This window comes from Kribbella soli, assembly GCF_004331345.1.
GTDB lineage: Bacteria > Actinomycetota > Actinomycetes > Propionibacteriales > Kribbellaceae > Kribbella > Kribbella soli.
Genome location: NZ_SJJZ01000001.1, coordinates 2,520,672 through 2,542,814 on the forward strand (window position 1 = coordinate 2,520,672; position 22,143 = coordinate 2,542,814).

Annotated in this window: 19 protein-coding genes; 8 read left to right on the plus strand and 11 right to left on the minus strand. The window is 69.2% G+C overall.

The window, feature by feature from the left end:
- Positions 1-32: 32 nt before the first annotated feature.
- Positions 33-1,016, plus strand: a complete 984-nt coding sequence (locus E0H45_RS12705; RefSeq protein ID WP_131337267.1) for a type IV toxin-antitoxin system AbiEi family antitoxin domain-containing protein — start codon at positions 33-35, stop codon at positions 1,014-1,016.
- On the opposite strand, the gene guaD is transcribed toward E0H45_RS12705, so the two are convergent.
- The 6 genes from guaD to E0H45_RS12735 form a co-directional block, all read right to left on the minus strand.
- Positions 1,017-2,294, minus strand: a complete 1,278-nt coding sequence (guaD, locus tag E0H45_RS12710) for a guanine deaminase (protein WP_131337269.1) — start codon at positions 2,292-2,294, stop codon at positions 1,017-1,019.
- Positions 2,291-3,157 carry a xanthine dehydrogenase accessory protein XdhC gene (xdhC, locus tag E0H45_RS12715; protein ID WP_131337271.1) on the minus strand — a complete coding sequence of 289 codons (867 nt, stop codon included), beginning with the start codon at positions 3,155-3,157 and terminating at the stop codon, positions 2,291-2,293. Before xdhC ends, guaD begins: the two co-directional genes overlap by 4 nt.
- Positions 3,145-5,484, minus strand: coding sequence for a xanthine dehydrogenase molybdopterin binding subunit (xdhB, locus tag E0H45_RS12720; protein WP_131337273.1), 2,340 nt, complete (start codon positions 5,482-5,484; stop codon positions 3,145-3,147). The genes xdhC and xdhB overlap by 13 nt, the downstream gene beginning before the upstream one ends.
- Positions 5,481-6,917, minus strand: a complete 1,437-nt coding sequence (locus E0H45_RS12725) for a xanthine dehydrogenase small subunit (protein ID WP_131337275.1) — start codon at positions 6,915-6,917, stop codon at positions 5,481-5,483. The genes xdhB and E0H45_RS12725 overlap by 4 nt, the downstream gene beginning before the upstream one ends.
- Complete coding sequence (gene uraD, locus E0H45_RS12730; RefSeq protein ID WP_131337276.1) at positions 6,914-8,839, minus strand: 2-oxo-4-hydroxy-4-carboxy-5-ureidoimidazoline decarboxylase; 1,926 nt, start codon at positions 8,837-8,839, stop codon at positions 6,914-6,916. The genes E0H45_RS12725 and uraD overlap by 4 nt, the downstream gene beginning before the upstream one ends.
- Positions 8,840-8,978: 139 nt before the next feature.
- Positions 8,979-10,523 (minus strand): PucR family transcriptional regulator, encoded by a 1,545-nt coding sequence (locus E0H45_RS12735; RefSeq protein ID WP_131337277.1) that lies wholly within the window; start codon positions 10,521-10,523, stop codon positions 8,979-8,981.
- A gap of 162 nt (positions 10,524-10,685) precedes the next feature.
- Between E0H45_RS12735 and E0H45_RS12740 the strand changes: the two genes are divergently transcribed.
- From E0H45_RS12740 to E0H45_RS12765, 6 genes are read left to right on the plus strand one after another with little or no spacing between them, the layout of a single operon-like run.
- On the plus strand, positions 10,686-11,498 hold the full coding sequence (locus tag E0H45_RS12740; protein ID WP_131337278.1) for a hydroxypyruvate isomerase family protein: 813 nt from the start codon (positions 10,686-10,688) through the stop codon (positions 11,496-11,498).
- A 19-nt stretch (positions 11,499-11,517) separates the two neighbouring features.
- Positions 11,518-12,402, plus strand: a complete 885-nt coding sequence (locus E0H45_RS12745) for a 2-hydroxy-3-oxopropionate reductase (protein ID WP_131337279.1) — start codon at positions 11,518-11,520, stop codon at positions 12,400-12,402.
- A complete protein-coding gene (gene gcl / locus E0H45_RS12750) occupies positions 12,402-14,177 on the plus strand; it encodes a glyoxylate carboligase (protein WP_131337281.1) in 1,776 nt (591 codons plus the stop codon). The genes E0H45_RS12745 and gcl overlap by 1 nt, the downstream gene beginning before the upstream one ends.
- Entirely contained in the window at positions 14,177-15,328 is a 1,152-nt protein-coding gene (locus E0H45_RS12755; protein WP_131337283.1) for a glycerate kinase, read from the plus strand. The genes gcl and E0H45_RS12755 overlap by 1 nt, the downstream gene beginning before the upstream one ends.
- Positions 15,325-16,665 carry an allantoinase AllB gene (gene allB / locus E0H45_RS12760; protein ID WP_131337285.1) on the plus strand — a complete coding sequence of 447 codons (1,341 nt, stop codon included), beginning with the start codon at positions 15,325-15,327 and terminating at the stop codon, positions 16,663-16,665. Before E0H45_RS12755 ends, allB begins: the two co-directional genes overlap by 4 nt.
- Complete coding sequence (locus E0H45_RS12765) at positions 16,662-17,477, plus strand: bifunctional allantoicase/(S)-ureidoglycine aminohydrolase (RefSeq protein ID WP_131337287.1); 816 nt, start codon at positions 16,662-16,664, stop codon at positions 17,475-17,477. The genes allB and E0H45_RS12765 overlap by 4 nt, the downstream gene beginning before the upstream one ends.
- Here the strand turns inward: E0H45_RS12765 and E0H45_RS12770 are convergent.
- The gene (locus E0H45_RS12770; protein ID WP_131337289.1) at positions 17,467-17,892 is read right to left on the minus strand and encodes a GNAT family N-acetyltransferase; all 426 of its coding nucleotides are present in this window, start codon (positions 17,890-17,892) and stop codon (positions 17,467-17,469) included. The two genes, E0H45_RS12765 and E0H45_RS12770, sit on opposite strands and share 11 nt — an antisense overlap.
- A 143-nt stretch (positions 17,893-18,035) precedes the next feature.
- On the minus strand, positions 18,036-18,575 hold the full coding sequence (locus E0H45_RS12775) for a GNAT family N-acetyltransferase (RefSeq protein ID WP_131337291.1): 540 nt from the start codon (positions 18,573-18,575) through the stop codon (positions 18,036-18,038).
- 80 nt (positions 18,576-18,655) lie between these two features.
- On the opposite strand from E0H45_RS12775, the gene E0H45_RS12780 reads away from it, so the two are divergent.
- On the plus strand, positions 18,656-19,423 hold the full coding sequence (locus E0H45_RS12780; RefSeq protein WP_131337293.1) for an SDR family NAD(P)-dependent oxidoreductase: 768 nt from the start codon (positions 18,656-18,658) through the stop codon (positions 19,421-19,423).
- On the opposite strand, the gene E0H45_RS12785 is transcribed toward E0H45_RS12780, so the two are convergent.
- The 3 genes from E0H45_RS12785 to E0H45_RS12795 form a co-directional block, all read right to left on the minus strand.
- Positions 19,413-20,195: an FkbM family methyltransferase gene (locus E0H45_RS12785; protein WP_238154937.1), complete on the minus strand. Its 783-nt coding sequence runs from the start codon at positions 20,193-20,195 to the stop codon at positions 19,413-19,415. The genes E0H45_RS12780 and E0H45_RS12785 overlap by 11 nt on opposite strands.
- A gap of 183 nt (positions 20,196-20,378) precedes the next feature.
- Positions 20,379-21,173 carry an ABC transporter permease gene (locus tag E0H45_RS12790; protein WP_131337295.1) on the minus strand — a complete coding sequence of 265 codons (795 nt, stop codon included), beginning with the start codon at positions 21,171-21,173 and terminating at the stop codon, positions 20,379-20,381.
- Positions 21,170-22,117, minus strand: a complete 948-nt coding sequence (locus tag E0H45_RS12795) for an ATP-binding cassette domain-containing protein (RefSeq protein WP_202872270.1) — start codon at positions 22,115-22,117, stop codon at positions 21,170-21,172. The genes E0H45_RS12790 and E0H45_RS12795 overlap by 4 nt, the downstream gene beginning before the upstream one ends.
- Between the last annotated feature and the right edge of the window lie 26 nt (positions 22,118-22,143).

Consider the following 22,143-nt stretch of genomic DNA (forward strand, 5'->3'; position numbering starts at 1 on the left):
ACGCGGCGCGCGAGACGTGCACCTTCTTGGGCATGAACAGGCGATTGGAAGTGATCGCGGCGGCGCGGGGCGGGTGGTTCACGCGCCCGGATGCACTCGCCGCCGGCTACAGCGACAGCGAGCTACGGCAACGGGTGCGCAGCGGGCAGTGGCTCAGGTTGAGCTTCAACTCGTACGTCGACCCGCGGGCCTGGCCCTCGGACGAACCTCCTTGGGAGCACGCGACGAGGCTTCACCTACTGAACGTGCGGATGGCGAGTGAGCGGCTTCGCGGCGTCGTCGTGAGTCATCAGTCCGCGGCCATGCTCCACGGGTTGCCCGTCTGGGGGACCGATCTGTCGAGGGCGCACTTCACGCGCGTGGCGTCCGGTGGGGCTCGCACCGGGCGAGGGGTTCGGGTGCATCGCGGTACGACGTCCGCCGACGAGATCGTCGAGTTGGGCGGCCTGAAGGTCACGAGCGTCGAGCGAGCGATCGTGGAGACCGCCTGTACGACGTCGTACGAGGTCGGCGTGGTCCTGGCCGACGCCGCCCTCCGTAAGCCACCGACGACCCGTGAGCAGTTGGTCGCGGCTGTGCGCCGGCATCGCCACTGGCGTGGGTTGCCGGCGGCGCAGGCTGCTGTGCTGTTTGCGGACGGCCGGAGTGAGTCGGTAGGCGAGTCGCGCCTCCGCGTACTGATGGCGAACCACGGTCTACCCGAGCCAGAGCTGCAGGTGGAGATCCGGGACGAAGCCGGCGGGCTGATCGGAAGGGTCGACTTCCTGCTCGCGGGCGTCCTGATCGTCGAGTTCGACGGCGCGATGAAGTACGCCGAGAACGCGGCAGACGCCGTACTGGCGGAGAAATGGCGCGAGGACCGCCTCCGCGAGCGCGGGTACGGCGTAGCCCGCGTCAAGTGGGCCGACCTGGACCGCCCCCACGAAACCGCCGCTCGGTTGGGGCGGGCGTTGTCGGCATATGCCGCGGGGACTGGGAATAGGCAATTGCTAGTTCCCGGTCCCCGGCGGGGGTGATCAGTGGAGGAGGTCGCCGTTGATCCAGACGGCTTGGACGTCGGCGGGGGTGCCTAGGGTGAAGATTCGGGCCAGGGCTTCTTCGGTGTCTTCGGCGTGGGCGAGGCCTACGGCCAGGGGGGAGCCTTCGGCGGGGCGGAGGAGTTGGGCGTCGAAGTGGTGGCCCACCGAGAGGTGGCCGACCTGGGGGAGGTCGAGGGCCTCGGCGCCGGCGGTTGTGGCGAGGTAGAGCAGGTGGGCGGCCGAGAGCGGGCGGCCCTGGTCGCCTTGGAGTTGCTGGCAGAAGTAGGCCTGGAGACCCTCCTTCAGGAGCGAGAAGCCGGTGCCCGCGCCGACATCCGATCCGAGCGCCACGCGGACGCCGAACTGCAGGTGTCGCGTCAGCGGGAACAACCCGCTGCCGAGCGCCGCGTTGCTCGTGGGGCAGTGCGCAACCGTCGCGCCGCTGGTCGCCAAGGTCTTCAGCTCCACGTCCGTCGGGTGGACGTTGTGCGCGAGCACGGTACGCCGGTCCACCAGGCCGTGCCGGTCGTACGTCGTCACGTAGTCGCTGCCCCCGAACAGGTCGGCGACGCTCGCGATCTCCGCCTCGTTCTCGTTCACGTGTGAGGTGAACAGCGCGCCCGGGATGGCGTCCATCAGTTCACGGCACGTCGCGAGCAGCTCGTCCGTGCAGGAGAGCGAGAAGCGCGGTGTCACGGCGTACCGGTTGCGGCCGACGCCGTGCCAGCGGTTCGCGAGGGCGAGCGACTCGGCGTACGCGCGGACCGGGGTGGTGAGCAGCTCCGGCCGGAGCAGGCGGTCGCTGAGCACGAGCCCGGAAGTGATGCGGAGGCCGACCTTGGACGCGGCGTCGAACAGCGTGTCGACGGCGTCGGCGTAGTGCGCGCCGAAGACGAGCGCCGACGTCGTACCGGCCGCTGCCAGTCCGCGGACGAACTCGTTGGCCACGCCTGCCGCATAGTCGACGTCGGCCATCCGCGCCTCCTCGGGGAGGGCGTACCGGTCGAGCCATTCGAGCAGCGGCAACCCGAGGCCGCCGACGGCGCGGATCTGCGGGAAGTGCACGTGGGTGTCGACGAATCCGGGCAGTACGACGCCGTCTCGCAGATCCACGACCTGCTCGGCGGGATGCGCCTGGCGGATCTCCGCGAACGGGCCACGGGCAACGATCATCCCGTCCTCGACCAGCAGCCCCGCGTCGCTGTCGACCCGCAGGCCGCCGCCGTCGAACGGGTTCTCCGGCGTGTCGATGAACGTGCCACGATAAAGAGTCATGCCTTTGCCTCACGCTGAGCCGGCGGGGGGCGACGCACGGCAGTATGGGCCGACGCGGGATGCCGCTCGGCGACGAATTGCTGCAGGAGCCAGGCCGCGACGCTCACCGCGATCACGGCCGGCTCCTTGCCGGGAAGATCGGACAGACCGATCGGCGTGGTGATCCGCGCGATCGCGTCAGCCGAATTGCCGTCCTCAGCGAGCTTCCGCTGGAATCGGGTCCACTTCGCACTGGAGCCGATCAACCCGATGGTCGCCAGCTCCTCGTTCCGAATCGCCGCGTCGCAGAGCGCGGCATCCTCGGCATGATCGTGCGTCATGATCAAAACGTGCGTGCCGGGCGGAAGCTCACCGACGACGAGCTCCGGCAACACCGGCACGTTGTGGACATGGACGTGCGCGACCGCATCATCTAGCACTGCTAGCCGATCAGGCGTCAACTGGTCGGCCCGCGAGTCGATCAGATGCAGCTCGAGATCGTGCCGCGCAAGAACCCGCGCCAACTCCAGCCCCACATGCCCGACCCCGAAGATCGCCACCGACGGCACCACAGGCAACGGCTCCAGCAACAACTTCACCTCACCACCGCAACACTGCACTCCGTGCTGGTACGGCGCCTTGTCGGACAACGCCGCCGTCAACACCTCAGGCGCCGCGACACCGTCAGCGATCATCGCCCGCGAACGCTCGACGCCCAGGGCCTCCAGGTTCCCGCCACCCACCGTCCCCCAGACGTTGTCGGCGGCAACAACCATCTTCGCCCCGGCCTCCCGAGGCGCATGCCCCCGAACGGACATCACGGTGACGAGAACTCCAGGACGGCGGGCCGATCGCAATCGCTGAACCGCCTTCACCCACTCCACGAGACACCTCCCCGAACCCGATCGACCGCCCAGTAGACAGCCTCAGGTGTGGCCGGTGACGGGAGGTCGACGCTGGTGCCAGCCGATCCGAAGGCTGCCGCTGCGTGGCGCAGCGCCTCGCGGACGGAGAACGCCAGCATGAGCGGCGGTTCGCCGACGGCCTTGGAGCCGTAGACGGCACCGTCCTCATGGGCCTTCTCCAGCAGCGTGACGTTGAAGACCTCCGGCATCTCGGAGAAGCTCGGGAGCTTGTACGTGCTCGCCGCCTGGGTGGACAAACGCCCGCGGCGATCACCGGAGCTCTCGTCCCAGCGGAGGTCTTCGAGCGTCAACCACCCGGTGCCCTGCACGAAACCGCCTTCGATCTGGCCGATGTCGATCAACGGGCTGAGGCTGTCCCCGACGTCGTGCACGATGTCGACGCGGCGCAGGGTGTACGACCCGGTGAACCCGTCGACCTCGACCTCGGACGCCGCAACGCCGTACGCGAAGTACTTGAAAGGCTCGCCCCGCATCGCGTTGGCGTCCCAGTGCAGGCCCTCGGTCCGGTAGAAGCCGGCCGCCCAGAGCTGCACCCGCTGGTGGTAGGCGAGATTCACCAGCTCGTTCCAGTCCACGCCGTCGCCGGACAGGCCGCGTGCGACACCGTCCACGAAGCGCACGTCCGACGGGCTGATCCCGAGCCGTCCGCCGGCGACCTGCGCCAGCCGTTCCCGGATCTGCTCGCACGCGTTCTTGATCGCCGCGCCGTTGAGATCAGCACCCGAGGACGCCGCGGTCGCCGACGTGTTCGGCACCTTGTCGGTCCGCGTCGGCGCCAGCCGTACCCGCGCCAACGGCAAACCGAGCGTGGTCGCCGCGACCTGCAGCATCTTCGTGTGCAGGCCCTGCCCCATCTCGGTGCCGCCGTGGTTGATCAGCACCGAGCCGTCCTTGTAGACGTGCACCAGCGCCCCGGCCTGGTTGAACGCAGTCAGGTTGAACGAGATCCCGAACTTCACCGGAGTCATCGCCAGCCCGCGCTTCACATGCTCGTGCGTCGCATTGAACGCCGCAATCTCAACCTGTCGCTCCCCCACATCCCCAGCAGTAAGAACCTGGCTCCAGCAAGACTCCAGCCGGTCCGCGTGCCTGACGGGCTGCCCGTACGGCGTGGAATCGCCCGTCTGGTAGAGGTTCCGCCGACGCAGCTCCAATGCGTCGTACCCGAGCAGCGGGGCGCACCGTCCGAGGATGTCCTCGATCACGAGCATCCCCTGCGGCCCGCCGAACCCGCGGAACGCGGTCTGCGACGTCTTGTTCGTCTGAGCGATCCGCCCGTCCACGCGCACATGCGGAATCTCGTACGCGTTGTCGATGTGGCACATCGCCCGCGCCAGCACCGGTTCCGACAGGTCGAGACTCCACCCTCCGTCGGCCGTCAATGTGGCATCCAGCGCGACGAGCTTGCCGTCGGCCCCGAACCCGACGGTCCACGAGCTGTGGAACCCGTGCCGCTTCCCCGACATCGTCATGTCCTGCGTCCGGTTCAGCCGCAACCGCACCGGCCGCCCGGTCAGCGTCGCGCCCAGCGCGGCGATCGCGGCAAACCCGTGCGGCTGCATCTCCTTGCCGCCGAAGCCCCCGCCCATCCGCAGGCACTGCACCGTCACCGAGTGACTGGCCAGCCCGAGGACATGCGCGACGATCTCCTGCGTCTCCGACGGGTGCTGCGTGCTCGACTGCACGAAGATCTGCCCGTACTCGTCCACCAACGCCAACGCCGCATGCGTCTCGAGGTAGAAGTGCTCCTGCCCAGCGAACTCGAACTCCCCGCTGAACACATGCGATGCCCCGGCCAACGCGTCCTCGACATCACCACGCTCCAGGTGCCGCCCGATGCCCTGGAAGCTCCCCGCCTCGATCGCCTCGCGCACACTCACCAACGACGGCAGCGGCTCGTACTCGACCTCCACCGCCAACGACCCGAGCCGCGCGGCTTCCAACGTCTCCCCGAGCACCCAGCACACCGCATGCCCGTTGAACATGACCTCACCCGGGAACAGCGGCTCGTCGTGCTTCACGCCGGCGTCGTTCACCCCCGGTACGTCGTCCGCCGTCAACACGCGCACCACACCGGGCACGTCGTACGCCGGCTTCACCCGGAGCGCGGTCACGCGCGCGTGGGCGTGCGGCGACTGCACCGGCCAAGCGTGCAGTACGTCGCGGGTGCGCATCACCAGATCGTCCGTGTACAAGGCGGCCCCGGTCACGTGCAGCGCGGCGCTCTCGTGCGGCATCGGTACGCCGACGACCGCAGCAGCAGGCCGTTCCGACAACGAGCTCATGCGCCGACCCCCTGAAAATAGAAACGCAGCAACGATTGGCCGAGCATCGCCGAGCGGTACGACGAGCTGGCGCGGTGATCGTCCATCGGCGTACCCTCCGCGGCCATCACCCCCGCCGCGATCCGCACGGTCTCCTCGGTCCATGGACGCCGGACCAACGCGGCCTCGGTCTCCCGGGCGCGCAACGGGGTCGCCGCGACGCCGCCGAGCCCGATGCGGGCCTCGCGGACCACGCCGTCCGTCACGTCGACGGCGTACCCGATCGCGACGCTGGAGATGTCGTCGAAGCGCCGCTTGGCGATCTTGTGGAACGCGGTCATCGGTGCCAACGGCAACGGGATCACGATCGTCCGGATCAGTTCGTCCGGATCTTTGACAGTCTGTCGGTAACCGGTGAAGTACTCCGCCAGCGGTACGACGCGCTCGCCCCGCCGGGACGCGAGGACGAGCGATGCGTCGAGCGCGAGCAGAGCCGGCGGAGCGTCGCCGATCGGTGAGCCGGTGCCGAGGTTCCCGCCGATCGTCGCGCCGTTGCGGATCAACCGCGAGGCGAACTGGGGCATCAGCTGAGCGAGCAACGGGACGCGACCCGCGAGTCGCCGCTCGATCTCGGTCAGGGTCAGCGCCGCACCCAACCGGACCTCGTCAACGCCGAAGGAGAACTCGCGGAGCTCCTCCAGTCGGTCGATCGCAATCGTCAGCGACGGGCGGGAGCCGAAGATGTTCACCTGCACACCGAGGTCGGTCGACCCGGCCACGAGCTGCGCGTCCGGCTGCTCCGCGATCAACTCCAACACTCCGTCAAGCGAAGCGGGCCGGACGAACTCGCCCTCGGTGGACACCATTCCCGTCGCCACGGGGGCGGGCGGGGCCGCGTCCTGGCGGGCGGCAAATGTGTCGTTCTCGGCGGGGGCATCGAGCGCGTACGCCGCGTCCCGGATCGGCCGGTAGCCCGTGCACCGGCACAGGTTCCCGCTCAACGAGTGCAAGTCGAATCCGTTCGGCCCGTGCTCGTGATCGCCCTCGCCACATGCACGGCCTGGCCGGTAGTACTCCGCCGCCATGCTGCAGATGAAGCCCGGCGTGCAGTACCCGCACTGGGAGCCACCGCGGACCGCCATCTCCTGCTGGACCGGGTGCAGCTCGGCCGGAGAACCCAGGCCCTCCGACGTGACCAGCTCCTGGCCGTCCAGCGACGCGACCGGCAGCAGGCACGCATTCACCGCGGTCCACTCGGTCTGCGAGTCGGTGCCGGGGCGGGCGACCATCACCGAGCAGGCGCCACACTCGCCTTCCGCACAACCCTCCTTGGCGCCGGTCAGGCCGCGGTCCCGCAGCCAGTCGAGCACGGTGGTGTGGACAGAGATGTCGCCAAGAGCGGTGAGCTCACCGTTCACGGTCAAAGCAGGGGCGCGGAGGGCTTGCGTAGTCATCGGTTCGTGCTCCATCGGGTGCGTGCACTGTGGATCGGGTTGGCGTCGGAGACGAAGTCGTCGAACCGGTAGCCGGCGATCTTCGCGATCTCGAGCAGCGCGGCCGCGTGCTCCTGGTTCTCGCAGTTGCCCAGTCGCTCACGACCCTGCTCGACGATCCGCTCGTACGACTCAGCGTCGCGCACCGAGATCACCAGCGGGAAGCCGAAACGCTCCTCGTACGCCGAAGTGATCGCGGTCAGCTCGTCCCGCTCCGGGTCGCCGAGGAACGTCAGGCCCTTGTCCGACTGGTCCCGAAGCGACGCCTCTCCGCTGAGACCGTCGGCGACGAACTGCGATCCGAGCTGCGGGTACGCCTGGATCAGTTCCACCTGCTCGTCGCGCGAACCGGAGAACAGCGCCTCCTGGAACGAGCGCCGGAGCGCGTGGGTGTCGGCGTACGGCCGCATCTCCCAGGCCCGCTCGACGGCCCAGCGCGGACCCTGGAACAGGGCGCCGAACGTCTCGACGAACTCCTCGCGGGTCATCTCGTTCACCTGGTCCAGCCGCACCGTGTCACCGGGCTGACCCGCCACCGCCGGGCCGAAGCTCTTGCCGACGTGGTGGAACAGGATGTTCAGGCCGATCGCGGTCAGGCTGCCGAGCGTGATGCCGCTGCCGAAGATGATCTCGGCCCAGTCCGGCACCGCCTGCGCGACCTGCGGCTGCGCGGTCACGTACATCGCCAGACCGACGCTGGTCGCCACGATCACGACGTTGCGGTGGTCGTGGAAGTCGACCTTCGCGAGCGTCTGGAACCCGACCACGGCCACGGTCGCGAACATCGCCAGCGCCGCGCCGCCGAGCACCGGGTGCGGTACGCCGGCCACGATCGCACCGGCCTTCGGCACCAGCCCGATCAGGATCATGATCGCGCCCGCGGTCGCGACCACCCACCGGCTGCGGATCCGGGTCAGCCGGACCAGGCCGACGTTCTCGGCGAAGCAGGTGTAGGGGAACGAGTTGAAGACGCCGCCGATCGTGGTCGCCAGGCCGTCGGCCCGCAGCGCCCGGGCGATGTCGTCGCGGCCGATCCGCTTCTCGACGATCTCACCGGTCGCGAACACGTCGCCGGTGGTCTCCACCGCGGTGATCAGCATGACCACGACCATCGAGATGATCGCCGCGACCGAGAACTTGGGCCAGCCGAAGTAGAACGGTGTCGTCACGCCGGCCCAGGCCGCGTCGCCGACCGCGCCGAAGTGCGCGTCGCCCAACGCCCAGGCCACCACGGTCCCGACGACCAGACCGACCAGGACCGCGATGGTCGCCATGAAGCCCTTGAAGACGCGCTGGATCAGGACGATCAGCGCGAGCGTGCCGAGCGCGTACGCCATGTTCTTGCCGCTGGTCGGCGCCGCCGTCGGGCCGGCGCCGCCGACCGCGTCCCCGGCCGCGACCGGCAGCAGCGCCAAACCGATGATCGTGATCACCGAGCCGGTCACCACTGGCGGGAAGAACCGGATCAGCTTGCTGAAGAACGGTGCGATGAAGAACGTGGCCAGCCCGGCGACCAGAACGGCGCCGTAGATCACCAGCAAACCGTCGGTCCCGCCACCGGCCGCGAGGCCGATCGCGATCATCGGCGAGACCGCGGTGAACGTCACGCCCTGCAGCAGCGGCAGCCGTACGCCGACCTTCCAGAACCCGACCGACTGGATGATCGAGGCGATGCCGCAGGTGAAGAGGTCGGCGTTGATCAGGTGGATGAGCTGCTCGGTGGTGAGTCCGATCGCACTGGCGAGCAGGATCGGTACGATCACCGCCCCGGCGTAGAACGCCAGTACGTGCTGAGCGCCGTACACCGCCAGCTTCACAGGTGGCAGCACCTGGTCGACAGGATGGCGGTTGGTATGGCGGCTCGGTCGCAGGACTGCCTTCATCGGGACACGCTCCTCGGCTGCGTGGGGCGGCGGGGATTTGACCTGCACCCGAGCATCGACTCAGTGAGCTGTGGATTGCACCCCGTGAACCTCCGAAGATGAACGGCCGGAGAACGCTCCGTTTTGTGTGATCACACAACTAGAGCGATTTGCAGGCGAGGAACACGTCCACCCGGTCCTCGAGGGTCGACAGATCGCGTCCAGTTAGTTGCTCAACGCGTTCGATCCGGTAGCGAACGGTGTTCACGTGCAGATGCAGGTACTCCGCCGTACGCGTCCAGGAGCACGAGCAGGCGAGGAACGCCTGCAGCGTCATGAGCAGGTCGGCATGGGTACGGCGGTCGTGGTCGAGGACCGCTCCGAGGACGCGGTTGCTGTAGGTGCGCCGTACGTCGTCGGGGAGCGTGCCGAGGAGGAGGACGTGCGAGGCGACCTCGTCCGACGTCACCACCGAGACCGGCGCCCGCGCCGCCCTGGCCGCCCGCTGCGCGAACCGGGCCTCCTCGAGCGCGCCGGCGAGCGCGTCGATCGACGTCTCCCCGCTGATCCCGACCGTCAGGCGGGACCGATTGAGGCCCGGAGCGAGACGTCCGAAAGCCCGTCGCAGGTGCTCGGGAAGCTCGGGGGTGAAGGGCAGGAACGCGACGAGCAGATCGTCTCGGCCAGGGGCGACAACGGCCGGCCCGACCGTGAGGGCGACGTCCTCGAGCAGGCTCAGCGCGACCTCGCCGGGGCCGTCCTCCCGCAGTTCGGCGACCGCGACGACCATCGGCCGCTCCGAGTGCGCGCCCGCCTGCCGGAGCCGCGCGGCGACCTCGGCCTGTGGCGCGCCCGACTCGACCAGGGCGAGGGCGTCGGCGACCAACGGGCGCAAGGCGCGGCGGCCCTCGTCGCGGCGGGCGCGGTCCAGAGCGGCGATCGCGCTCAGCTCGTGCACCGCCTCGACGTGATCGCGGGACCAGGTCGCGTGGTCGCCGTCGATGACCAGCACCCACGCGGTCAGCCGGTTGCCGAACCCCGATCCGACCGGGAACAGGCTGTACGGCGAGCCTCCCGCCTCCTTCGGCGCAACCGCCACGGCCGGCATCCGATCAGCGGTGAGGAATCGTCGCGTCACAGCGTCGACGGTCTCGGCGTCGAGCTCGCTCGGACCCGGTACGACGTGGCGCCCGGTCGGGGTCAGCACGCGGCAGTCGTGCCCGATCTCGGCGGAGATCCGCGCCGCGAGTTCGTCGAGACTGCGCCCGGCCGCGATCGACGACAGCAGCTGCCGCTGACGCACCAGGCTCGCAGACAACCGCGCGCCCGTTTCGGCCGATCCCGCCGCCGCGACGTACTCCGTCACATCCGCGAACGCGACCTCGATCGGCACCTCGACCAGCGTCACGTCATGCCGCCGGCACGCCTCCAGGAGATCAGCCGGTACGTCGCCGAGCTGCGCCTTCCCCGCCAGGATCGTGGTCGCTCCGCGGCCGGCCATCGAGGCCACGAACATCTCGCTGTCGGCGGCCTGCCGCCGCCAGACCAGCCCGGTCAGCACCACTTCGCCGCCGCTCAGGTACCGCCCCGGCTCCAGCAGGTCGGTGGTCACGAGCCGCCCGATCGGCCGGTCGAGCGTCCCGCCCGCCGAGTGCATCAACCGCAACCCGAGCTCCGGCGCATCCAGCAACTCAGCCAGCAACACGACGTACCTCCGGCCCGAATCCCTTTAGAGGAACGTACAACGCGCGCGTACGCGGAGGACAGCCCTTCATCTCCGCCGGCGCCTTGACGACCATCGGCTCCGAGTTTATGGTCATTTCACAGAGCAGAAGTTAAATTCCACAATGCGGAAGATGGAGTCGGGATGAGTCACCAGCTGAAGTACACGGTGAACTGTTCTTTGCTCTTCACCGAGTTGCCTCTGCTCGAGCGGCCGGCGGCTGCTCGGCGGGCGGGGTTCAGCGCGGTGGAGTTCTGGTGGCCGTTCGTCGAGGCCGTCCCGCCGGAGCGGCAGGTCGACGCGTTCGTGAACGCGATCACCGACGCCGGTGTGCAGCTCACCGGCCTGAACTTCTTCGCCGGTGACATGCCGGGCGGCGACCGCGGCCTGGTGTCCTGGCCGAAGCGGTCGAGCGAGTTCCGCGACAACGTCGACGTCACCGTCGGCATCGGTGAGCGGCTCGGTACCCAGGGTTTCAACGCCCTGTACGGGAACCGTGTCGACGGCAGCAGCGAGCAGGAGCAGGACGACCTCGCCGTCGAGAACCTCGCCCTCGCCGCCCAGGCCGCCGCGCGGATCGGCGCCACCGTCCTCGTCGAGCCGGTCAGCGGCGCCGAGCGCTACCCGCTCAAGGTCGCGTCCGACGCGCTCGCGGTGATCGATCGCGTCCAGGCGGCGTACGACGTACCGAATGTCGGGCTGCTCGCGGACCTGTACCACCTCGCGGTCAACGGCGACGACGTCGACCGGGTGATCGCCGAGCACGCCGACCGGGTCGCCCACGTGCAGATCGCCGACAACCCGGGCCGCAACGAGCCCGGCACCGGCACGCTCCCGCTCGACCAGCAGCTCACCGCCCTCGAGGGATGCGGTTACGCCGGCTGGGTCGGACTCGAGTACAAGCCGTCCACCACCTCAGAAGCAAGCTTCGGCTGGCTGCCGTACGAGCGCCGCTGACTTCCCCTAGGAGACGAACATGACGAATATCGCCTTCATCGGCCTCGGCATCATGGGCAACCCGATGGCCGTCCACCTCGCCAACGCCGGCCACACAGTCGCCGGCCTCGACCGTACGCCGGAGCGCGCGGAAGCCCTGATCGCCGCCGGCGGCCGGGCCGCGACCTCGATCGGTGACGCGGTCAAGGGCGTCGACGTGATCTGCGTGATGGTGCCGGACTCGCCCGACGTCCAGGACGTCCTCGAAGGTGAGAACGGGGTCTTCCAGAACGCCGAGACCGGCGCGCTGATCATCGACTTCTCCAGCATCCGGCCGGACGTCACGCAGCAGCTCGCCGAGCAGGCCCGCGCCCTCGGCTTCCGGCTGCTCGACGCCCCGGTCTCCGGTGGCGAGGCCGGTGCCAAGAACGCCGCGCTGTCCATCATGGTCGGCGGCTCGGGGGACGACTTCGCCGAGGCCAAGCCACTCTTCGACGTGGTCGGCAAGACCGTTGTGCACGTCGGCCCGAGTGGCTCCGGCCAGACGGTCAAGGCCGCCAACCAGCTGATCGTCGCCGCGAACATCCAGGCCGTCTCCGAGGCGGTCGTCTTCCTGGAGGCGTACGGCGTCGACACGAAGGCCGCTCTCGAGGTCCTGGGCGGCGGCCTGGCCGGATCCACCGTGCTGAACCAGAAGAAGGAGAACATGCTGTCGCGCTCCTTCGAGCCCGGGTTCCGGATCGACCTGCACCACAAGGACATGGGGATCGTCACCGCGGCCGCGCGCGAGGCGGGCGTCGTCGTACCGCTGGGTGCCCTGGTGGCGCAGCTGGTCGCCTCGGCCCGTGCGAACGGCGACGGCGGCCTCGACCACTCCGCGCTGCTCCGCGGCGTTGAGCGCTTGTCCGGCAAGGCGGTCAGCTGATGGCCCGCATGCGCGCGGTCGATGCCGCCGTACTGATCCTGGAGAAGGAAGGGTCGACGCAGGCGTTCGGGCTGCCCGGCGCCGCGATCAACCCGTTCTACAGCGCGATCCGCGCCCACGGCGGCATCAAGCATGTGCTCGCCCGGCACGTCGAGGCCGCGTCGCACATGGCCGAGGGGTACACCCGGGCCAAGGCCGGCAACATCGGCGTCTGCATCGGTACGTCGGGACCGGCCGGAACCGACATGATCACCGGGCTGTACTCCGCCTCCGCGGACTCCATCCCGATCCTGTGCATCACCGGCCAGGCGCCGGTCGCGAAGCTGCACAAGGAGGACTTCCAGGCCGTCGACATCTCCTCGATCGCGAAGCCGGTCGCCAAGTGGGCGGTCACGGTGATGGAGGCCGCGCAGGTCCCGGGCACCTTCCAGAAGGCGTTCCAGGTGATGCGCGAAGGCCGGCCGGGTCCGGTGCTGATCGATCTGCCGATCGACGTACAGCTCACCGAGATCGACTTCGACATCGACACCTACGAGCCGCTTCCGGTCTCGCGTCCTGCGGCCACCCGGGCGCAGGCGGAGAAGGTGCTGTCCTTCTTGGCGGACTCCGAGCGGCCGCTGATCGTCGCCGGTGGCGGCATCATCAACGCCGACGCGGCCGACCTGCTCGTCGAGTTCGCGGAGCTCACCGGCGTTCCCGTCGTACCGACACTGATGGGCTGGGGCGCGATCGCGGACGACCACCCGTTGAGCGCGGGCATGGTCGGACTGCAGACCTCGCACCGGTACGGGAACGCGACGATGCTGGCCTCCGACCTGGTCCTCGGGATCGGCAACCGGTGGGCCAATCGGCACACCGGCGGGCTGGATGTCTATCGCGGTGAGCGGAAGTTCATCCACGTGGATATCGAGCCGACGCAGATCGGGCGGGTGTTCGCGCCCGACTACGGAGTCGTGTCCGATGCGCGGGCCGCCCTCGAGGTCTTCGTCGAGGTGGCCCGCGAATGGGCCGCGGCCGGAAGGCTGACGGACCGTACGGCGTGGGCCGCGGAGTGCCGCGAACGCCGTACGACGCTGCAACGCAAGACGCACTTCGACGCGGTGCCGATCAAGCCGCAGCGTGTGTACGAGGAGATGAACCGGGCCTTCGGGCCGGACGTCCGCTACGTCAGCACGATCGGGCTGTCGCAGATCCAGGCGGCGCAGATGCTGCACGTGTACCGTCCGCGGCACTGGATCAACGCCGGCCAGGCCGGACCGCTCGGCTGGACCGTCCCGGCGACGCTGGGCGTCGCGGTCGCGGATCCGGACAGCACGGTGGTGGCGTTGTCGGGCGACTACGACTTCCAGTTCCTGATCGAGGAGCTGGCGGTCGGGGCGCAGTTCAACATCCCGTACATCCACGTGGTGGTGAACAACTCGTACCTCGGCCTGATCCGCCAGGCGCAGCGGAACTTCGACATGGACTACTGCGTGCAGCTGTCCTTCGAGAACATCAACAGCCCCGAGGTCAACGGGTACGGCGTCGACCACGTCAAGGTCGTGGAAGGCCTGGGCTGCAAGGCGCTGCGGGTCTCCGAGCCGGACGGGATCCTGCCGGCGCTGGAACAGGCGAAGAAGCTGATGGTCGAGCACCAGGTCCCGATCGTCGTCGAGGTCATCCTCGAGCGGGTCACGAACGTGTCGATGGGGGTCGAGATCGACAACGTCATCGAGTTCGAGGACCTGGCGATCTCGCCGGAGGACGCGCCCACCGCCCTCGCGTTGCTGGACTGATGAACGCGCAGGTCTCCGCGGGGCTCCGGGTGGTCGTTGCCTCGGACAAGTTCAAGGGCACCTTGACGAGCGCCGAGGTCGCGGACGCGGTCGGCGCCGGGGTACGACGAGTCTGCCCCGACGCGACCGTGGTCTCCGTACCGGTGGCCGACGGCGGCGACGGCACCCTCAGCGCCGCCGTCGCTGCCGGCTACACCCACGTCCCGATCGTCGCCTCCGGCCCCACCGGCGAGCCGGTCCCGAGCGGGTATGCGAGGTTGGGCGACACCGCAGTAGTCGAGCTCGCGGACGTTTCGGGTCTCGTCCGCCTCCCCGACGGCATCCCAGCTCCCCTGACGGCGACGTCGTACGGCACCGGCGAACTGATCGCGGCAGCCCTCGACGCCGGCTGCACCCGCATCATCCTCGCCATCGGCGGCAGCGCCTCCACCGACGGCGGCGTCGGACTGATCGCCGGCCTGACGCACTCACCGGGGCCGATCACGCCCCCTGGGGACTGGGAACAGGCTATTGCTAGTTCCCAGACCCTGGCGCTTGTCGCAGCGAAGCTCGACGGTGTGCGGGTGGTGGTGGCGTGCGATGTGGACAATCCGTTGACGGGGGCGCGGGGGGCAGCGGCTGTCTACGGGCCGCAGAAGGGGGCGAGTCCGCAGCAGGTCGCGGAGCTGGATGCCCGGCTCACCCGGTGGGCTGATCTTGTCGCCGAGCAAACCGGCAGCGACCTGCGCGACGTTCCTGGCGCGGGGGCCGCCGGCGGGGTCGGGTTTGCGGCGCTAGCACTGCTAGCCGCCGAACTCCGCCCGGGGATCGACCTGGTCCTGGACCTCGTCCGCTTCCGCGACCAACTAACCGGCGCCGACCTCGTCATCACCGGCGAAGGCGCCCTCGACGAGCAGACCCTCCACGGCAAAGCAGTCGCCGGAGTAGCCGCGGCGGCCGATGGCATCCCAACCGTCGCTGTCTGCGGCGTCAACCGCCTGGAACCGCAACAACTCCGGAGGATCGGACTGTCGGCGGCCTACGCGCTCACCGACGTGGAACCCGATGTACGGCGGTGCCTCGCCGAGCCACGTCCGTTGCTCGAAGAGCTCGGCCAACGGATCGTGGTGGATCACCTTACGATGGCACGAACGGCGAAAGGGATCGCATGAGCGCTCTGGATCTCGTGGTTCGGGCCCGCCGGGTTGTGCGGGCCGACGGGGAGCAGCCGGCCGCGGTCGGCGTGCGGGACGGGCGGATCGTCGCGATCTCGCCGTACGACGTGGAGCTCGACGCCGCGACGGAACTGCGGCTCGGTGACGACGAAGTACTGCTGCCCGGCCTCGTCGACTCCCACGTGCACGTCAACGATCCTGGCCGCACCGACTGGGAAGGCTTCACCTCCGCGACCAAGGCCGCGGCAGCAGGCGGCGTCACCACGATCGTCGACATGCCGCTGAACAGCATCCCGCCGACCTGCGACGTCCCGGCGCTCACCCTCAAACGCAAGACCGCCGAGACCCAGTCGTACGTCGATGTCGGCTTCTGGGGTGGCGCGATCCCGGGTAATGTCCCCGACCTCCGCCCGCTGCACGACGCCGGCGTGTTCGGCTACAAATGCTTCCTCCTGCACTCGGGCGTCGACGAGTTCCCCCCACTGGACGCCGACCAGCTCGCGGCCGCGATGCACGAACTCAGCACCTTCGACGGTCTGCTGATCGTGCACGCCGAGGACGCTCACCGCATCGACGAGGCGACCGCACCGAACGGTGCGAGCTACGAAGCGTTCCTCAACTCCCGCCCGCGCGTGGCCGAGAACGAGGCGGTCGCCCACGTCATCGACCTCGCCCGTGAGACCGGCTGTCGCGTACACATCCTGCACGTGTCGAGCGCCGACATCCTCCCGCTGCTCACGAAGGCCCGCAACGACGGCGTACGGATCAGCGCGGAGACCTGCCCGCACTACCTGAGCTTCACCGCCGAGGACATTCCCGACGGCGCCACGCAGTACAAGTGCTGCCCGCCGATCCGCGAGGCCGCGAACCGCGAACTGCTCTGGGAGGGGCTGCGCGACGGCACGATCGACCAGGTCGTGTCCGACCACTCGCCGTCCACGATCGACCTGAAGCACCTCGACACCGGCGACTTCGGCACCGCCTGGGGCGGGATCGCGTCGCTGCAGCTCGGCCTGCCCGCCGTCTGGACCGAGGCCCGCGGCCGCGGCTTCACCCTGTCCGACGTCGTCCGCTGGATGGCCGCCGCCCCAGCCGCGCAGACCGGCCTGGCGACGAAGGGCGGGATCGAGGTCGGGTACGACGCCGACTTCTGCGTCCTCGCCCCCGACGAGACCTTCACCGTCGACGCGCAGCAGCTCCAGCACAAGAACGCCATCACGCCGTACGACGGACGCACGCTGACCGGTGTCGTCCGGAGCACCTGGCTCCGCGGCGAACCCGTCGACATCGCCGCCGACCCACGCGGCCGCCTGCTGACCCGAGGAGAACGATGAGCTACTACGCGCCGAAGGGCGGACTACCCGCGCAGACCGACCTCACCACCGACCGCGCGGTCTTCACCGAGGCGTACGCCGTCCTGCCGCGCGGCACCATGCGCGACATCGTCACCAGCCGGCTGCCGTTCTGGGACGACACCCGGTTGTGGGTGATCGCGCGGCCGCTGTCCGGGTTCGCGGAGACGTTCTCGCAGTACATCGTCGAGGTCGGGCCGGGCGGCGGGAGCGACAAGCCGGAGACGGACCCGGCCGCCGAGGCCGTGCTGTTCGTTGTCTCCGGCAACCTTGTGCTGACGGTCGCCGGGGAGAAGCACACGCTGGTCGAGGGCGGGTACGCGTACCTGCCGCCGGGCGGCGACTGGACGGTGCGGAACACCAGCGACGCGGTCGCGACGTTCCACCTGGTGCGGAAGGCGTACGAGCGGATCGACGGGATCGACGTACCGCCGGCGCTCGTCACCAACGAGGCGGACGTCGAGGGCCGGGAGATGCCCGGCACCGAGGGTCGCTGGAAGACGCAGCGGTTCGTGGACCCGGACGACGTACGGCATGACATGCACGTCAACATCGTGTCGTTCGAGCCAGGCGGGGTGATCCCGTTCCCGGAGACGCACGTGATGGAGCACGGGCTGTACGTGCTCGAGGGCAAGGCCGTCTACCTGCTGAACAAGGACTGGGTGGAGGTGCAGGAAGGCGACTTCATGTGGCTCCGCGCTTTCTGCCCCCAGGCCTGCTACGCCGGCGGCCCCGGCCGCTTCCGCTACCTCCTCTACAAGGACGTGAACCGCCACCCGAAGCTCACGCTCTGAGTTCCTTCCGAAAGAAGATCCGGCTCCGTCCACCGCTGATCGGGATCCGGCCGAACTCTGTCCAGCCGTGCCGCGCGTAGAACTCGGGCGCCTGGAACTGGATCGTGTACACGACGCCGCTCACGCACCCGCGCCGACCCGCCTCGGCTTCGGCCTCCGCGAGAATCCTGGTGCCGAGGCCGGAGCCGCGGAGCTTCTCGGGTAGGTAGAGCAGATCGACGAACCACAGCCCGAGCGAGGTCCGCCCGGTGAGCCCGCCGAGCGTCTCGCCGGTGTCTGGGTCTTTGACCAGGACCGCAAGTGGTTGCCGATCCTGCACGCCGGCGGCGGCGAAGTTGAACTCGTCCAGCCCGTCCGACACGAACGCCTCGTCCGCGGCCGTCGGCTCGTCAGTCAGAACGACATCGAACGTCATACCTCCGGACGCTAACCGCAGCCACCGACAGATATGTGCGGACGAACGGGTAGTGCACCCGTGAGACGCCGTACGCGCGGACGCGAACACGCTCAGCTGCACTACGAGTCGCTGGACACTACCCGTCCTACTGCACGCGTTGGTCAGTCGGTGATGCGGACTGTGCGCTGGGGCTGGGGGAGGGGGTCGGTGATCAGGCGGGCGTGGCGTTCTACGTCGTAGCGGGTGCCGTCGTAGGCGAGGCGTTCGCGTTCGACGCCTTCGGAGAGGAAACCGGCGCCGGCGGCGACCGCGCAGGAGGCCGGGTTGTTGAGGCGGTGGCCGAGTTCGAGGCGGTACAGGCCGGCGTCGTGGTGGGCCCAGCCCGCGAGCGCGCGCAGCGAGTCCCGCGCGACACCCTGGCCGCGGACGTCGGCGAGCGTCCAGTACCAGGTCCAGCCGACCCGGTGCCGGTCGATGTTCGTCACCCCCACGCACCCGATCGGATGATCGTCCGCGTCCGCCACGGCGTACACGTGCCCGTTGTCCAGGTCCGCGACGCGCCCGATCCAGTCGACGGCGGACGCCCGGTCCACGATCCCGCCCTGATTCACCATCTCCGGATCGTCATGGGCGACCACCAGCCGCAGCGCATCACCAGTCCGCCACCGCCGGAGCCCCAGCTCCCCGAGCGCGTATCCCATCCCTCGAAAATACCCCTGCCCGGCTCCCGCCATCCGGCCGTCCGGCGCGTTCACACCGGCGCCGGGAGAGGATAGGCCGTATGGCATATCTGGATTTCAGGGATCAGGTTGTGGTGGTGACCGGGGCCAGCAGCGGAATCGGGGCCGCGGCGGCGGTGGGTTTCGCGGAGACCGGGGCGACGGTCGCGCTGCATTACCACCGCAACGAAGAGGGCGCGAAGCACACCGTGGGTGCCGTGCAGACGGCCGGCGGTACGGCGTCCTTGCACCAGGCGGATCTCGCCGACCCGAACGCCGCAAACGCATTCGTCGACGAGGTGCTCGCGCAGCACGGGCGGATCGACGTACTCGTGAACAACGCCGGTGACCTGGTCAACCGGTCCGCGATCGCCGACGTACCGGACGAGGAGTTCCACCGGATCCTGGACGTCAACCTGACCTCGGTGTTCGCGCTCTCCCGGCGGATCGTCCCGGTGTTCCGGGCGCAGGGCGGCGGCTCGATCATCAACGTCACCTCGATCGCCGCGCGCACCGGCGGAGCGGGCGGGTCGGTGGTCTACGCGACGTCGAAGGGCGCAGTCAGCACGTTCACCCGCGGACTCGCGAAGGAGCTCGCGCCGGAAGGTATCCGGGTGAACGCGATCGCCCCAGGCGTGATCAAGACCCCGTTCCACGACCGCCACACCGGCGACGCCCAGATGCAGGCCATGCTCACCGCCATCCCGATGGGCCGCACCGGCACCCCGCACGAGTGCGTCGGCACCATCCTCTTCCTGGCCTCCGACCGGATGTCGTCCTACGTCACCGGCCAGATCATCGAGGTCAACGGCGGCCAACTCACCCCGTGAGCTCCGGCCTGAACACCGCGTTCCGGTCCAGCACCTCGCCAGTCGGCAGGTAACCACACTCGTCCAGTACGGCGTGCAGCCGCGCGCTCGAATCGCTGCGCTTGTCCTCCACGAGCAAGGCGCGCGGCTGCAACCGCTTCAGCGTCCTGGTCGCACCGGTGAGCGCAGCGCTCTCAGATCCTTCGATGTCGAGCTTGACCACATCCAGCCGGTCGAGCTCGTGCTCCCTCGCCCAGTCGTCGAGCCGAACCACGGACACCTCCTGCACCACGTCGCCATCGCCGTACAGCGAACGCACGCCCGCGTCCGCCTCGTCGTACCGGCTGTCTGTCCGCAGCGTCGCCAGTTCCGGTCGCTCGCCCAACGCAGCCGGCACAACCTCCAGCGGTACGTCGTTACGCGCCGCACCGGCGCCCAACTTCGCCACCATGTCGGCGGCCGGCTCGAACGCGATCACCCGCCCGCCACCGAGCTCCTTCAACCGTTTCCCTGCGGTGAACGCATGTACTCCGATGTTCGCCCCCGCGTCGAGTACGACATCCCCATGCCGCAGCTCGTGCAGGAGGAACCGTCGTACCGCGGGCTCGTAGCGGCCCGCGTAGTACAGAACGGCTTGCAGGTTGTCTCGCAGATCCAACTGCCACCGCAAACCCTGCCGCCGTACGTCAACTGTCGCCGCCCACCTCGGCGAGATCTTCACCAGCGCCGGGTTCCGATCCGCCAGCCGCGGCGAGACCCGCATCGCAACGCGATGCACCCCGCCGTCACTCACGCCCTCGAACCACCCCGCCACGCGCGCAGTACGACGAGCGGCACCGGGACCGAACGCATGTTCAGCACCATGCGCCAGGCTCCAGGCCACTCGCCGTACAGCTCCGTCCCGGACGTCCACCCTCACCCGTTACCCACGATCGCGTGACTCACTCGGTCCAGCCGAAAGTTCACGCGCTGTGACTCACCTGGACAGGGTGCGGAACCGATGCGCCGAGAGCGGCAGGAAGACTGCTGTCAGCAGCACAGGAGCCATGACTGCCGCGAGCCCGGCGTGGGTGCCGATCCAGGTCGCGGTGGCTGACGGGTCGGGGTTGCCGAACAGTGCGCGGGACGCGGTGGCGGTGGCGGACAGGGGGTTCCACTGGGCGACCGTGCCCAGCCAGTCCGGCATCGTCGACGTCGCGACGAACGCGCTGGACAGGAACCCGACCGGCCAGACCAGCACCTGCACCATCGTCACGCTCTGCGCGTTCTTCACCGTCAGACCGATGAAGATCCCGACCCACAGCAACGCGAACCGCAGCAGCAACAGCAGCCCGAACGCCGCCACTGCCGACGGCAACCCCTCGTGCCACCGCCAGCCGAGCGCCAGCCCGGTCGCGGCCAGTACGACGAGCGTCACCACCGAGTCGAGCATGTCCGCGATACATCGCCCGAGCACCACCGCCGCCGAACTCATCGGCAGCGACCGGAACCGGTCCGTCACCCCCTTCGAGACGTCGGTCGTGACCGCGGTCATCGTGCCCTCTAGCCCGAAGAGCATCGACAGCGCGAAGATCCCCGGCACGAGCAGTTCGTAGTACGACGAACCGTCGGGGAACTCCATCGCCCCGCCGAGCAGCCCGCCGAACATCAGCAGCATCAGCACCGGGAAGAACCACGTGAACAACACCAGTCCCGGCTGCATCCGCCAGTGCATCAACGTCCGCCGCGCGATCGTCCAACTGTCCGCGAGCGCCCATCCGAGGCCGGTCATGCGGCGGCTCCGGTCAGGTGCAGGAAGACCTCGTCCAGTGTCGGCCGCCGCAATGTGAGGTCCTCCGGTTCGATCCTTGCCTCGTGCAACGAGTTCGCCATCGCCACCAGCGCCTTCGTACGGTCCTTCACCGGCACGCTCACCCGGACGTCGTGCACCCGGATCTCCCCGTCCGCGAACGGCCCGGCCAGCTCCACGACCCGCGGTACGTCGGCCGGATCCGCGAGGACCAGATCCAGCCAGTCCGACCCCAACTGCGTCTTCAACTCGTCCGGTGTCCCTTCCGCGACGACCCTCCCGTCCTTCAGCATCGAGATCCGGTTCGCCAGCTGATCCGCCTCCTCCAGGTACTGCGTCGTCAACAACACCGTCGTACCGCCGTCGACCAGCTGCCGTACGGCGGACCACACCTCGATCCGCCCGGCCGGGTCGAGCCCCGTCGTCGGCTCGTCCACGAACAGGACCCGCGGCGCCACGATCAAACTCGCGGCCAGATCGAGCCGCCGCCGCATCCCGCCGGAGTACTTGCTCACCGCCTGACCGGCCGCCTCCGTCAGGCTGAACCGCTCCAGCAGCTCGTCCGCCCTGCTCACAGCCTTGGCCCGCCCCAGATGGTTGAGCCGCCCGAACAGCACCAGGTTCTGCCGCCCGGTGAGTACCTCGTCCACCGCGGCGTACTGCCCGACCAGGCCGATCCGCCGCCGCACCTCGCCACCCTGCTGTCGGACGTCGTGCCCTGCGATCGTCGCCGTACCGGAATCCATCTCCAGCAGCGTGGACAGGATCCGCACCGCTGTCGTCTTGCCGGCGCCGTTCGGGCCGAGCAGGCCCGTCACCGTGCCGGCCGTGACCTCCAGGTCGAAGCCGTTCAGCCCCGCACCCTCCGTGCCGCCCTGGTAGTTCTTCCGAACGCCGGCGGCCTCGATCACTCGCTCCGTCGTCACTTCCCACCTCTCGGGTCGTTGAGCCG